Source organism: Streptomyces pluripotens, assembly GCF_000802245.2.
Lineage (GTDB): Bacteria > Actinomycetota > Actinomycetes > Streptomycetales > Streptomycetaceae > Streptomyces > Streptomyces pluripotens.
Window position 1 is genome coordinate 3,190,229 of sequence record NZ_CP021080.1, and the last position, 13,422, is coordinate 3,203,650.

General features: G+C 67.4%; 15 protein-coding genes and 1 pseudogene. 7 read left to right on the plus strand and 9 right to left on the minus strand.

The features are described 5' to 3' along the window. Nucleotides 1-35: 35 nt before the first annotated feature. Nucleotides 36-1,070 (minus strand): annotated as a pseudogene (locus LK06_RS14235) (LacI family DNA-binding transcriptional regulator); the annotation flags it as partial. Between the two features lie 69 nt (nt 1,071-1,139). Here LK06_RS14235 and LK06_RS14240 point away from each other — a divergent pair. Further along, a complete protein-coding gene (locus tag LK06_RS14240) occupies nt 1,140-1,676 on the plus strand; it encodes a hypothetical protein (RefSeq protein ID WP_043435391.1) in 537 nt (178 codons plus the stop codon). On the opposite strand, the gene LK06_RS14245 is transcribed toward LK06_RS14240, so the two are convergent. Next, nucleotides 1,633-2,424 carry an IS5 family transposase gene (locus LK06_RS14245; RefSeq protein ID WP_086083551.1) on the minus strand — a complete coding sequence of 264 codons (792 nt, stop codon included), beginning with the start codon at nt 2,422-2,424 and terminating at the stop codon, nt 1,633-1,635. The genes LK06_RS14240 and LK06_RS14245 overlap by 44 nt on opposite strands. Before the next feature lie 395 nt (nt 2,425-2,819). Here LK06_RS14245 and LK06_RS14250 point away from each other — a divergent pair, with 395 nt between their 5' ends. The 5 genes from LK06_RS14250 (at nt 2,820) to LK06_RS14265 (ending at nt 6,088) form a co-directional block, all read left to right on the plus strand. Then, entirely contained in the window at nt 2,820-3,713 is an 894-nt protein-coding gene (locus LK06_RS14250) for a phosphorothioated DNA-binding restriction endonuclease (protein ID WP_039657656.1), read from the plus strand. Between the two features lie 64 nt (nt 3,714-3,777). After that, entirely contained in the window at nt 3,778-4,056 is a 279-nt protein-coding gene (locus LK06_RS14255; RefSeq protein ID WP_043404357.1) for a ribbon-helix-helix domain-containing protein, read from the plus strand. Further along, entirely contained in the window at nt 4,053-4,478 is a 426-nt protein-coding gene (locus tag LK06_RS14260; RefSeq protein ID WP_039657652.1) for a PIN domain-containing protein, read from the plus strand. The genes LK06_RS14255 and LK06_RS14260 overlap by 4 nt, the downstream gene beginning before the upstream one ends. A gap of 201 nt (nt 4,479-4,679) precedes the next feature. Beyond that, nucleotides 4,680-5,063, plus strand: a complete 384-nt coding sequence (locus tag LK06_RS35250; protein ID WP_043404360.1) for a transposase — start codon at nt 4,680-4,682, stop codon at nt 5,061-5,063. Nucleotides 5,064-5,095: 32 nt separating this feature from the next. After that, on the plus strand, nt 5,096-6,088 hold the full coding sequence (locus tag LK06_RS14265; protein WP_411572771.1) for an IS3 family transposase: 993 nt from the start codon (nt 5,096-5,098) through the stop codon (nt 6,086-6,088). A 542-nt stretch (nt 6,089-6,630) separates the two neighbouring features. Here LK06_RS14265 and LK06_RS14275 read toward each other — a convergent pair. The 7 genes from LK06_RS14275 to LK06_RS14305 form a co-directional block, all read right to left on the minus strand. Then, nucleotides 6,631-7,005, minus strand: a complete 375-nt coding sequence (locus LK06_RS14275) for a tyrosine-type recombinase/integrase (RefSeq protein ID WP_234367410.1) — start codon at nt 7,003-7,005, stop codon at nt 6,631-6,633. 232 nt (nt 7,006-7,237) lie between these two features. Next, nucleotides 7,238-7,753, minus strand: coding sequence for a hypothetical protein (locus tag LK06_RS14280; protein ID WP_052269814.1), 516 nt, complete (start codon nt 7,751-7,753; stop codon nt 7,238-7,240). Nucleotides 7,754-7,862: 109 nt separating this feature from the next. Then, nucleotides 7,863-8,873, minus strand: a complete 1,011-nt coding sequence (locus tag LK06_RS14285) for an alpha/beta hydrolase (protein ID WP_052318836.1) — start codon at nt 8,871-8,873, stop codon at nt 7,863-7,865. A 29-nt stretch (nt 8,874-8,902) separates the two neighbouring features. Continuing rightward, nucleotides 8,903-10,054, minus strand: coding sequence for an ISAs1 family transposase (locus tag LK06_RS14290; RefSeq protein ID WP_234367286.1), 1,152 nt, complete (start codon nt 10,052-10,054; stop codon nt 8,903-8,905). A gap of 110 nt (nt 10,055-10,164) precedes the next feature. Continuing rightward, complete coding sequence (locus LK06_RS14295; RefSeq protein ID WP_052318826.1) at nt 10,165-10,416, minus strand: hypothetical protein; 252 nt, start codon at nt 10,414-10,416, stop codon at nt 10,165-10,167. A gap of 71 nt (nt 10,417-10,487) precedes the next feature. Beyond that, nucleotides 10,488-11,000, minus strand: a complete 513-nt coding sequence (locus tag LK06_RS14300; protein WP_052269816.1) for a hypothetical protein — start codon at nt 10,998-11,000, stop codon at nt 10,488-10,490. Between the two features lie 6 nt (nt 11,001-11,006). After that, nucleotides 11,007-11,444 (minus strand): hypothetical protein, encoded by a 438-nt coding sequence (locus tag LK06_RS14305; RefSeq protein ID WP_052269817.1) that lies wholly within the window; start codon nt 11,442-11,444, stop codon nt 11,007-11,009. Nucleotides 11,445-11,721: 277 nt separating this feature from the next. Between LK06_RS14305 and LK06_RS14310 the strand changes: the two genes are divergently transcribed. Next, nucleotides 11,722-12,936 carry an IS110 family RNA-guided transposase gene (locus LK06_RS14310; RefSeq protein ID WP_086083247.1) on the plus strand — a complete coding sequence of 405 codons (1,215 nt, stop codon included), beginning with the start codon at nt 11,722-11,724 and terminating at the stop codon, nt 12,934-12,936. Nucleotides 12,937-13,422 lie beyond the last annotated feature (486 nt).

A 13,422-nucleotide genomic window follows, 5' to 3' on the forward strand; every position in this document is an offset into this window, starting at 1 on the left:
TTGCCCCCCCAACGACGTTGCGGGGCACCGTGGAGCTAGCGGAGGGCGGCCCCGCGAACACGCAGGAAATCGCCGAGGACGCGCACCGGCGACGTCGGACACAGAGCCAGCCGGGCGTCCAGCGCCGCCTCCCACTGCGCGGTCAGCCCCAGCATGAGGCGCTTGCGCATGCCTGGGGTGACGTGGGCGTAGCGCGCCGAGACCGAGCCGTCGATGTGGCCCATGCGTTCGTCCATGAGCACCTTCTCGGTTCCCAGGTCCTCCATCATCGTCCGGTGGGTGTGGCGAAGGCCGTGGGGCGTGAGCCCCTTGGCTATCGGGAGCCAGCAGGCGTCGGCCCGATCGCTGGCACCCCGTCCCCGGACCGGGACGCCGGGCCACGGCTCGCCGAGCAAGGGCACCGGCCGTGGCTCCTGCGGTGCCTTCTTCGGATACCAGCCGGAAACCGCCGGCGTGAACAGCCAGGTCGCGAAACCGTTCCTGCGCCAGTGGGCGGCATGCTCCGCCACGGCCCCGCCCCGCACGAACCCAAGGTCCGCGATGGCCTGCTCGACCTTCTCTCGCGTGGCCTCGGTGACGCGTTCTGGGTGGTTGAGGACGTTGGACACCGTGCCGGTCGAAACGCCGGCACGACGGGCGACGTCGACGAGCTCCGCGCCCTGGTGACCACCGGTACGGGCCGCGCCCTGTCCTCGGAAGACGTAGGTCTTGCCATGGCAGGGGCACGGCTTGGGCTTCGTGCGGGCGATGTGGTTGGCGACCAGCGCGGACAGCCAGTCCATCGAGTCGATGGTGCGGTAGCTGTCGTCCTTCGGCGGGCAGCGCACCAGCTCGCCCGTGTCGAGCTCGTACAGCTGCCACTCGACGCGGACGGCTCCAGGGCGGACGAACGCGGTCTCCAGGCCGCCGATCTCGCCCCAGCGCATGCCGGTGTACCCCTTGAGGACCACGGCGACGAACTCGTCGTCGCGGCCGGAGAGCAGGGCGGCGCGCTCGGCGGTCAGCAGGATGCCGAGCGCGTCGGTTAGAAGGTGTTGTCTTTCCGGACGTGATCGGCGCGTTTCCGCTGGTCGGGGATAGGACCGGTGGTTCCGTGGGAGTGGTGGCCTGTCGGGTCGTCGTTCCCCGGGAGGTCGCGGATGCCGTCAGTTGTTGGGCTGTTGGAACAGCACGAGGTCGCCGCTCGGCGTCGAGTCGACGGGCTGCGGGAGGAGGCCGACCGCATCCAGGCCGAGCTGGCCGCGGCCGAGCTGGAATGGCAGGAGTGGGCGATCGCTCGCAGGCGGGTCGATACGGTGCTGGCTCCGGACGACGGTGCCGCCGCCGAGGCGGAAGTCACCGCGGATCCGCGGGATGCGCAGGTGCCGTCGACGCCTGGGGATGCGGCGAAGTCGAAGTCACAGGTGCCGGTGTGGCGCCAGGGGCTGGCCTGGTCGGTGCTGTCGGTGGACTACCAGCGCATCCTCACGGCGCTCGCGGACCGGGCCCGGCTCCATCAAGGCCCTTTGAGCTGCCAGGAGATGGCCGCCGTGTTCGGCATGTACGTGGTGCCGGCGCGGGTGGAGGCCCTGCGGTCGAAGGCGAAACGCCTGGTGGCCCGCGGCTGGCTGGCCGAGCAGCAGCCGGGCCGGTTCACCCTCGCGGCAGGCGTGAGCGGGCCAGGCGGCGGGTCATGAGCCCGGTCATCGACCAGTAGACCATCGCCTCCGCGCTGGTGGTGCGGCGCTCGAAGTCGCGCACCAGGCGGCGGCTTCGCATCAGGTGGGCGAAGAGGCGCTCGACGATCCACCGCTTGGGCAGCACCACGAACCCCTTCTGGTCGTCGCTGCGTTTGACGATCGCCAGGACCAGGGCGAACGTGGCCAGGCAGTGCTCGACGAGGCTGCCGGTGTAGCCGCCATCAGCCCAGAGCAGTTCCAGCCGGTGGTGGGCGTCGGCGACCTGCCCGAGTAGCACCTGGGCAGCGGTGCGGTCGCCGACATCCGCGGCGGTGACCATCACGCCCAGCAGCAGGCCGAGGGTGTCGACCACGACATGCCGCTTGCGGCCGTTGACGAGCTTGCCACCGTCGAAGCCCCGGCTGTCCGCGCCGACGACGGCGTCCGCCTTGACGGACTGCGAGTCGATCACCCCGGCCGTCGGCTGCGCGTCCCGCCCCAGCTCCTCGCGGACTCTCGCGCGCAACCGGTCGTGGAACTCCTTGACCAGGGCGTGGTCACGCCAGCGGCGGAAGAATGCGTAGATGCGGTCCCACGGCGGGAAGTCGGCAGGCATCGCCCGCCACTTGATCCCGTTGTCCACGAGATACCGGATCGCATCGAGCATGACCCGGTGGCAATACGCCTCCGGCCGGCCGCCCCGGCCGCGCATCCAGCCCGGCACCGGCAGCAGCGGCAGGACCCTGGCCCACTCCGCGTCCGTCATGTCCGTCGGATAGCGCGGCTGCCGCGTCCCATTGTCGGCGGCATTTCCGAACCGGTGAGCCAGACAGTCACACTCCCAGGTGACCGCGCTGGACTGCCCGGCCATCGGCACGCAAGACTGCTACACCAGGGCCTCCTGCTGCTCGGTGATTCGACACCAACGAGCTGTTCAGGAGGCCCTGTTCGTATGCACCCAACACCCCGCGACCACCCGATCGGGACTCCCGTTCGACGCGCACCCCTCAAGATCGAAAAGACAACAGCTTCTAAGGCCGCAACAGGCAACGTCGGCACGAAGCCAGTGGCCCCACGGCGTCTGGGCGCCATCTGGGAGTCGCCCCACTCCCCAAGCCCCTTCGATACCACCGCACCCCAACGCCACTACGATCGCCGGTCATGGACTGGCTGGAGCGCACCGCGAAGCTGAGGCAGTGGAGCAGAAGCGGGACCCGCGCTCCGCACAAGCCGCTGCTGTTCCTGTACGCGCTCGGGCGTTTCCAGCAGGACGCCGACGGTGAACTGCGGTACAGCGCGGTGGAGGACGACCTCAGACGGCTGTTGGCCGAATACGGACCGCCCAACAAGACGACGCCCGCCTACCCGTTCCACCATCTGGTGAGCGACGGCGTGTGGGAGGTGCGCACCGATCGCGGACCGGGCAGCCCCGGCAGTGGCGTACGGGAGCTGCGGGAGATCGGAGCTGCGGGGCGGCTGACGCCGGAACTACGGGCGGCGTTGCGGCGCGAGCCGTCGCTGCTCGGCCGGATGGCACGGGTCCTGCTCGACCTGAACTTCCCGCCCTCGCTCCACGGCGACCTGTGCGAAGCCGTCGGCCTGGAGCTGGAGCCGACGGAGACCGAACAGTTCTCGGCCGTGCGCAGGCGGCGGGATCCCCGGATGCGGGAGCAGGTCCTGACGGCATACGAGTACCAGTGCGCCTTCTGCGGCTACGACGGCAGAATCGGCACGGTGCCGGTCGGACTGGAGGCCGCGCACGTGCGCTGGTGGGCGTTCGGCGGCCCTGATGACATCGACAACGGCCTGTGCCTGTGCTCGCTGCACCACAAGCTCTTCGACAAGGGCGTCCTCGGCATCGGCGACAGCCACCGCATCCTGGTCTCGCAGCGCTTCGTCGGCCACAGCCCCGCCGCCCGCGAGCACGTCATAGCGCTCGCCGGCCGCCCGCTCATCGGACCTCAACCGGGTGCCCGTCCCGTCGCGGCGGTCCACCGCTCCTGGCACACCAGCCAGGTCTTCCACGGCAGCCCACGCCCCGCCCCGGCCGCCTGATCGCCGAGCGCCTATCACGTGACCCGCTGGTAAGGAGTGTGATACCGGGAGTATGGTCTCTTGTATGGCAACGAAGAAGGTAACCGTGACGATTCCCGAGGATCTCCTGGACGAGATCCGCGCGGACGCGGCAGAGCGGGGCCTGTCGGCGTATGTCGCCGAGGCGCTGCGCTTCAAGCGTGACCGGGACCGGCTCCTGGAACTGGTCGACTGGTTGCAGGAAGAGCACGGCCCCATCACCGAGGACGAGCATGCGGCAGCGCTCGTCGACCTGGACGAACTCGACGCCGAACACGAACGGCGTCGAACCGCCGGAAAGCACAACGCCGGAGAGGCTGCGTGAAGAAGCGAGCCGGTGAGCACGGACAGCGACCCCTCCGCGTCTTCGTACTGGACTGCGAAGCCCTGTCCCTGGCGGTACGCGGCGACCGGAAGATGATCGCCTGGCTCGACCTCGCGGCACGCGGGGAGGCCGAAGTGGTGACGTCCCCGATGACACTGGTCGAGGCGTACGACGGCAGAACGACCGAGCAGCGCTGGGACTGGGTACTGTCCCGGCTCCAGGTCGTCGACATCGGGAAGGACGAGGCCCGCCAGGCGCGTCGACTTCTGGCCGACGCCAAGTTGCACGGCCACAAGTACGCGATCGATGCCGTGCTCGCCGTCATCGCGCGACAGCAGAGGGGACAGGTCACCGTCTTCACCTCGGACGTCGACGACCTGGAGAAGCTGGTCCCGGACACGATCGTCGTCAAGAAGGTGTGACCCGACCCGCGCCTCTCCAGCGCCCGCGAAGCCATCGCGTACTTTGTCCGGACCACATCGGCAGTCTCCGACGCCAGGCAGCGGACGGCGAATAGAGTGGCCGACTCGACTTCCTGGCACTGGCCCTCTCTGACACCGTTGGGTGAGACGCCCTGAAATGATCAGATATTGTGGGCGTGCACGACAGGAGCACCCATCCGCATGTCCCGTACCAATTCTTCCGAGCAGGTTCCCGCTCCGCGGCCGAAGCGTCGTCGCTTCTCGGCCGAGTACAAGTTGCGCATCGTCGCCGAGTACGACGCCGCCCCCGCCGGAGACAAGGGCGCGATTCTGCGCCGGGAGAGGCTGTACCACTCCCACGTCATCGAGTGGCGCCAGGCCAGAGACGCCGGCGCGCTGGAGAAGCTGACCGACCACCGCACCAGCCCCACCCGCCCGAAGAAGCACCCCGCCGAGGCCGAGAACGACAAGCTGCGGCGTCAGGTGGAGCGGCTGGAGAAGGAGGTTGCGAAGCGGGATGCCGCGCTGGAGGTGCTGGGAAAAACACACGCGCTCTTGGAAGCACTCTCCAAGAGCGCGGACTGAAGGACGCCCTGGAGCCGCTCCTCCACGAGGCCGTGGAGGAGCTGACCCCGTACCTGGGCATCGTGGCGGCGTGCCGGATCGCCGGACGCTCCCGGGCCACCCATCACCGGCGGCTGAACCCGGCCCCGCCCAGACCCAAGGCGCCGAGGCCCACGCCGGTCAACGCCTTGTCGGACACCGAGCGGCAGGCGGTGCTGGAGCTGATGAACCGGCCCGAGTACGTGGACCTGCCACCCGCGCAGATCTACGCCCGGGAACTGGACGACGGCCGCTATCACTGCTCCGAGCGCACCATGTACCGGATCCTGAAGGAGGCCGGGCAGGACGGTGAACGCCGCCGTCAGGCCACCCACCCGCCCCACACGGTTCCCGAGCTCGTGGCCGACGGCCCCTCGCAGGTATGGAGTTGGGACATCACATGCCTGGCCGGCCCGGCGAAGGGAAACTGGTACCACGGCTACGTCATCCTGGACATCTACTCCCGCTACGCCGTCGGCCACACCGTCGAGGCGGCCGAATCCGCCGCGCGGGCCGAGGAGTTGATCCGTGAGGCGATCGACCGCAACGGGATCGTGCCGCACACCGTGCACGCCGACCGCGGCACCTCCATGACGTCCAAGCAGGTCTCCCAGATGCTCCTCGACCTCGGCGTGACCCGTAGCCACTCCAGGCCCAGGGTCAGCAACGACAACCCGTTCAGCGAGAGCCAGTTCCGCACCACGAAGTACCAGCCGGACTACCCAGAACGCTTCGATTCCCTCGCCCACGCGCGGGAGTGGATGGACGCGTTCATCTCGCACTACAACCACGTGCACAGGCATTCCGGGATCGGCTACCACACCCCCGCCAGCGTCCACTTCGGCACCGCCGAACTCGTCCGCGAGCAGCGGGCGGCCACCCTCACAGCCGCCTTCGAGCAGCATCCCGAACGCTTCAACCGCCGCCCCGCACCACCGACGATTCCCCAGCAGGCATGGATCAACGACCCCGCCAGGCGGCGTGAACCACAGCAACACAACTCATAGCCGCACATACGTTTCATTTGACTTGACAGCTACCGCTGTGGTGGGATCGGCCAGCAGACGGAGAGGTTCCGTCATGGCGGCACGCTTCGTCTCTGCCTTTGCTGCCTGCTCCAGTGCGTCGTTCGTAGGCTCCACGGGCGTGGGATCTTCAGTCAACCCCTGATGAGCCGCGAGCCTCTGGTAGGCGACTACGCACTCCTTTATTGCCTGTCCGTAGTCGCTGTACGCCTGCAGGAGCAACCCGCCCCATCGCGCCCCGTGCTCCCTTCGCCAGCGGGTCCGCTCGTTCAACATCCCCACCAAATACGAAAGGACTGCACCCAGCACGACGCCGACCAAGGTCGGCAACTCATCCCCCATTGATCCCCCAGCCACTGGCGTCATCCTCTTCGGCCACACCTCACCATCAGATTGCAGGAGAGCGACGTCCCTCAAACTCGGCTACTGGACGAAACTGTGGCGTAGCTCAGAACACCGAGCCTCCGCCACCATCAGCGAAGATCTCGTCCATGGCTTCGACCCCTGAGTGATCACGGGCGGAGCTACTTCCGGTAGACCGCTTCTGCGGTGGCTTGGCTGCTGTGGCCGACCAGGAGTGCGATGCACTCCAACGGGATGCCGTAATCGGAGGACACGAAGCTGTGCTGGAGCTCCCGAGGAATCCATTCCGGCTTGAGCGCGGCCCTCTTCGCGATGGCCTTGAAGTCGCTACGGACGTTGGCCGCGTCAAGCGGCTCGCCGGTCCTGGTCGTGAAGACACGGCCAGCCGGGCTCCACTCCATTCCTCTCGAAGCCCGCTCCTGCTTCTGCCAGCACAGGTGCTCTTCGAGGACGTCGACCACCTGGTTCGGCAGAGCGATCGTCCGCCGGCTCTTCCTGGTCTTCGTCTCGCCGTGCTTGCGCGCCGAGCGCCACACCGCGACGTGGGACGGGATGCCGTCCTGTGTTCTCCAGGAATACGTGATCCCAGGTGCGTCAATCCCCTGTGCCGTGCTTCAGCCGGCACCATCCGGTTGGATGTGTCGCGTCAGGACGGCAGGCTAGTGCTGGGCACCGGTCGATCTGTCTCAGAGACATAGCATCGCCAGACCCGCGCCCGAATGACCGAATAACCGAATGCAGAGTCAACCGGATCGCCTCGCTGCGGGATCAGTACGCGGAGTTGAGATCCGTGCCCTTGGGGGCTTGCCAGCAGCCGGAGACGATGGTGATCGCGAGCAGCGGGTCCTTCTCGTGCGAGTTGGTCGGAGTGGACACGACGAGCACGGCCTTCACCGAGAAACGGTCCGTCTCCGAATCTGCCGTGAGAGACAGTGACTTGGCATCGCTGTTGTTGGGGCCGTAGTCGACGATCTTCCAGCCCTTCTTCGGCAGGGCGTCCCGCAGCCGTTGGAAGGACGCCTTCAGGTCGTCCTCGGAGAGGTCATAGACTGACCAGGGATGCCGTGTCATGTAGAAGTGCTGGGGGTCCTTACCTTCACAGGCGGAGATGGCGGGGCCGCGCTCGGTGACCTTGCCTTTGTGGGTCCCGATCATCTCGTAGATCGCGCTGGAGACGGCCTTGGCCTTGTCACGGGCCCTGTCAACGTCCAGCGTGGGATGCTCGGAATCTGTCTTCGAGTCGGATGACGTCGGTGTCGACGGGGAGTGTCCGTTGTCGTCCACGGTCTTAGAACATCCTGCCGTGAGGAGGGAAACTACGACTGCGGTGGTGGCAAGACCGATGGAGGCCCCTTGGTACCGCTTCCTTGCTGGGCTACGCATCAGCATCACCTTACGGGTAGACCACTTGGTTGTACCGCCCAGTAACTACGGCTGCCTGGTTCCAGAGACTGTACGAACCCTTATCCCAGTAGCCACTGTGACCGCCCGTGTCGACGGCCATACGATGGGCACCGAATGCTTCGTCGGACGGGACCGTCTGGATGTAACCGGCGTCGTACGGCAATCCGTGGAAGGTCTGGACGCCCCACTTGTCGCCGCCAAGGTGGGCGATCTTGCCGCCCAGCGGGACCGGGTCGTCGTGGGCCGCCTCGGCCCACACGTGGTTCTTTCCGACATCCAGGTCGCTCGCGTCACCGACCAGCATGCCCGGGCTGCCCGCCACGATGATGTCGTCCGCCGCAAAGTGCCCTGGGGCCTTCGCCGCAGCGCCCACGGTGGTGGAACCGTAGCTGTGGCCAATGACGGCGGTGTGGCTGGCATCCGGACCACCCTGGACCGTCTGCAGACCGTTCAGGAAATCGTTCAGTTTCGGAGCCCCTTCATAGGCCCAATGCTTCTCCATGGCTTCGGGGGCGATGCTCTGCGGGGCGTCGTATCCGATCCAGGTAATGGTCGACGTGGTCGTGCCTGGAGATAGCTGGTTGCTGGCGTCCCACACATCCTGCATACGCTGGATGTCGCCTTTGGCCCCCGCCAACTTCGACTTCGTCCCCGGTACGTACACCGCCGTATGGTCCGCCGTGTCCGGGTTGCCGTTGGCCAGGATGACGTGCCCATTGCCCTTGAGGTCGAATCCGAGCAGGTAGGCCGGGGGCATGTGGTCTATGCCGCTCTGGTCGAATCGGCCCTGGATGGCTTCCATGCCCTTGAGCTGGCCCTTGTACTTGTTGCCGCCCATGGCGTTCCACGTGGTCCACTCCGGGTTCGTGGTGATTCCGCTCGCCGTGACGATCTGCTTCTCCGGCTCCGGGCCCAGTTGGTCGAGATTGTGCTGGACCTGGGCTCGGGCCTCGTCGAGCACGATCCGGTTGGACGAGTCCCGGATCCAGGGCTGTTGCAAAGTCTTTTGATCTTGCGTGGGAGCGCTGGTCAGGCAAGGCCGAGGAGGTCCAGTGGTCGGCGGAAGCCGTCGTAGGACATCTCGCGGAGTCCGGCCGCGATGTTCGCGTGGCCGGAGGCTCGCAGTGTGTTGATCGCGAAGCTGCGGAGGGTGGCCATGTTGTCCGGGCCGTGTCCGGTTCGGACCGTGGAGGCGTCCTCGGCGAAGGCGGTGTCTCGGACGAAGTGGAGACGGTTCTCGATGATCCACTGCGAACGGACGATCTTCGCGATGCGCTCGGGGGAGGCTTCGCGGCTGGCCAGGTCCGTGATGACGTAGACCGTCTCGCGGCTGCGTTTGCCGGTCTTGCGCTGAGTGCGGTGCCGGACGATCTTCGCGACCTGGACCGCGTGGGGGAAGTCGACGCCGAGGTCGGTGATGGTCAGGGCCTGCACGACGCGGGTCTCCAGGCGTCCGTGGGCATCGGTGCGGTCGTAGAACTTCGCACTCGCCTTCTCCCAGGGCAGGGTGGCGAGTTGGCGGTGCAGGTTCTTCTGGTTGCGCTTCACGGTGAAGGCGTAGTGCGCCTTCTTCTCCTCGACGAGGAACCGGGCGTGATCGCGCTGGCAGTGCAGGGCATCCGCGGAGACCGTGACGCCGGTCAGGTCGTAGGGCGCCAGCAAGGCGTCAAAGCAGGTGATTTCGTTCGTCTTGCCGGGGACCCGCAGTTGGGTGACGGTCAGGCCGGCGCCGGTGATCGCGGCCAGCAGATGGGCGGCCGGGATCTCGCCGTGGCGCGAGCCGCGGGCGCTCTTGCCATCCACCGCGAGGGTGTCCGCCCCAGCCGGATCGGATCCGAGCAGGTCGGCGAGCCCGCCGGGGCAGGCGGCGTTCAGGACGCGGCGGATGGTCGCCGCACTCGGCGCGATGCGCACGTTCAAGACCGTCGTGGCGCGGGCGCCGAGCCGGGCGAGCGTGTCCTGCGGGGCGCTCGCTGCCCACTGGCCGATCGCGGCGAAGGAACGGGCTCCGGTCAGCACCGCCGAGCAGGCCACCAGCAGCACGCTCACGAACGAGTGACGCTTCCCGCGCCGATGCCGGGGGTCGGCCAAGGTCCGCAGCCGCAGGGCCAGCGGTCCGATCAACCGGTGCTGACGGGTGGGCGACTTGATCAGACAGACGGTGGCAGACTGACGGCACATCGAAGCTCCGGGCGGTGCGGGCGACTTGATCGGTCACCGGCATCAACCGGAGCTTCGTTGCGTACGGACCGGGCCGACCGCGCATCGTCATACCGTCGCGACCTGCGCACTCACGTGATCACCGGGACTTTGAAACCGCCCTGGTCCCGGATCACGCTCGGTATGCCGTCGAGCGCGCCGATCTCTGCCGGATACAACGTCTGGTACTCCTCACGCTGCCCTTGAGTGAGGGCCTCCCACCACTTCTTGTTGTCAGCCGGGGACTTGCCCCGCGGAATGCTGTCCTTGCTGAGGTAGGTGCCGACCGTCTTCTGGACGTCGCCCATATCGTGGGCCTCGTCCAGGAGCATGTCGTCGGTCACGGCCAGGCCGTCCGGTGACTACAGCTCGCGCAGAACCTTTGCATACCGGTTGTCGATCTCGATGGCACTGTTCACCGCTTGCGAGATGCGTTCGGCGATGTCCTCGGCCCTGCCCTTGTTGGGGTCTCCGTTCGCCTCGCCCGCACCAGGCAGGTACGGAACAAAACGCCCGACTTGGCGACTCCCGTGCCGGAGGAAGCGCCGGGGGCCATGGGAAGCTCGGTGCTCCTCGGGTATTCGACCGATCCGTCCTCGTTGACTGTGAACTTGAGATCGGCTGCGTCGTCGAGGGCTTGCTTCAGCTTCTTCTGCTCGCCGGATAGTTCTGCGGCGAGGCCGTTCAGAGTCGTACGGATGAGACCGCATTCGCCGTACAGGTAATGGTAGTTGCGGCCCAACTGGGTCAGGTCCCGCTCTGCCGAAGTCTGCGCCTCACCCTTCTGCGTGGTGTGGATCGATGCCGCCATCTCCTGGTCGACCCGAATACGTGCGGCGTCGGCCCGGTTGCTGACTTTGCCCCAACCATCGGCAGCGCCCTCGTACTTGGTGAACCTCGCGTCGCGCAGTTGTTGCCATGTGGGCATCACGCCTCACCGCGCCCAGTCGGGCTTGTCGCCGGTATCGATCCGGCTGAGCTTGCCGGCGACAGCGGGGTCAAATTCGCCGAAGTCGCGACCGGTCTTGGCCAACGCACCGTGCAAGCGGTCGCACTCGTTGCGCACCGAGGCCAGCCGCTTCTCCCAGGTGGGCAAGATCTCGTTTAGCGCGGCGGTGCTGGCGAAGCCGTCGGTGCCACCCTTGATGCTCTCGTGGGCCGTCTGGATCTCGGTGAGCGCCGCATGGGTGGCGGTCTGTAATTCCTGAGCTATGCCCGAGGCCTTGGTCCACGGTCCCTGTGACGCCTTCAGATCAGGAGCCGGTCCTCCGGAGGAGCCGTTCGATCCTCCGCCACCCGGACCGGCCAGGTGATCGATCTGCATCCGCTGGGCCGCACCTGCTGTGAGCTGGTCCCACTCGTCCCACGCCATCGGTGTGGTTCCCCCCCGTTATGTTCTTGGCGGTCCTGCAAGAGGACCGCTGGCCTCCGGGCCCGGCATGACTGTGTCCCCCTGTCGAACGGATGACCTGGGGGGTGGTGTCACCGGGCCCGGGAGGTGTTCGTCGGAGACGCTGATGAGAGGTCCGGCCACCGTCCGGTCCGGCGCAATGCCGGGCAGTTCGCGGGCGGCAGGTCTGCATAACGTGGATGCGCGCGTACGACACCGCTGCCGAGGTCGGCACGTTCAACTCCCTGGGAAGGGCGCGATGTTCGACACCGAAGACGTGGGCGTGTTCCTCGGCCTGGACGTCGGCAAGACGACCCACCACGGCCACGCGCTCACGCCGGCCGGCAAGAAGGTCCTCGACAAGCAGCTGCCGAACAGCGAGCCGAAACTGCGGGCCGTGTTCGACAAACTGGCCGCGAAGTTCGGCACCGTGCTGGTGATCGTGGACCAGCCCGCCTCCATCGGCGCCCTGCCCCTGACTGTCGCCCGGGACACAGGCTGCACCGTCGCCTACCTGCCCGGACTCGCGATGCGGCGGATCGCCGACCTCTACCCGGGCGAAGCCAAGACCGACGCGAAGGACGCCGCGGTCATCGCGGATGCGGCCCGCACCATGCCGCACACCCTGCGCTCGCTGGAGCTCACCGACGAGATCACCGCCGAACTCACGGTCCTCGTCGGCTTCGACCAGGACCTCGCCGCCGAGGCCACCCGCACCAGCAACCGGATACGCGGACTGCTCACCCAGTTCCACCCCAGCCTGGAGCGCGTTCTGGGTCCCCGCCTCGACCACCAGGCCGTCACCTGGCTGCTGGAACGCTACGGCTCCCCGGCCGCACTGCGCAAAGCCGGACGCCGCAGGCTCGTCGAGCTCATCCGGCCCAAGGCCCCGCGCATGGCCCAGCGGCTGATCGACGACGTCTTCGAGGCATTGGACGAGCAGACCGTCGTGGTCCCGGGCACCGGCACCCTCGACATCGTCGTGCCCTCCCTGGCCCGCTCGCTCGCCGCTGTCCACGAACAGCGCCGGGCCCTGGAAGCCCAGATCAACGCCCTGCTGGAGGCCCACCCTCTTTCCAAGGTCCTGACGTCGATGCCCGGCGTCGGCGTCAGGACCGCCGCCGTCCTGCTGGTCACCGTCGGCGACGGCACCAGCTTCCCCACCGCCGCCCACCTGGCCTCCTACGCGGGCCTGGCCCCGGTCACCAAGTCGTCCGGAACGTCGATCCACGGCGAACATGCCCCCAGAGGCGGCAATCGGCAGCTCAAACGCGCGATGTTCCTGTCCGCGTTCGCCGCCCTGCACGACCCCGCCTCCCGCACCTACTACGACAAGCAACGCGACCGCAACAAGACCCACACCCAGGCCCTCCTACGCCTCGCCCGCCAACGCATCAGCGTCCTGTTCGCGATGCTCCGCGACGGCACCTTCTACGAACCCCGCGATCCGAAGGACGTCGAGCTCGCCGCGTGACCCCAGCAACGCCAAACCACCCAAACCCGACACAGGCGCCTTGACGAAAGACATAGAGGCACCCCCCCTCTTCGTGGCAGCGATGTGGTGTCTGCCGCGATGCGTTGTACTGCCGTGGTGCGCCAGCGTATTGAAGTGGTCCCAGGAGCGCCTGAGCACGAGAGCTGCATGGTTGAGTATCCGTACTCATATGTGACGTGCAACCGCCGCACGCTGCCGCTTCGCCAGGTGCACGAGGTAGTCGCCACTGCCCTGGCCCCGCCCCACACGGATCGAGATAGAGCTAGACCGGCGCTTCTCCGCCCAACACCATCATCCCGACTTCCGAGCCCTCGACCATCGCCACCCACGTCTCCTGGGCCGGCCAGCATCACGCGTGCGCCCGGTGTCGATGACGACGTGGTTGCCGTAAGGGGGCGTGTACCGGATGCGGCCCCGGCTCTGCTCCTCGATCCCGTCGGCAGCCGAGACCACCGGTCCGGCGCA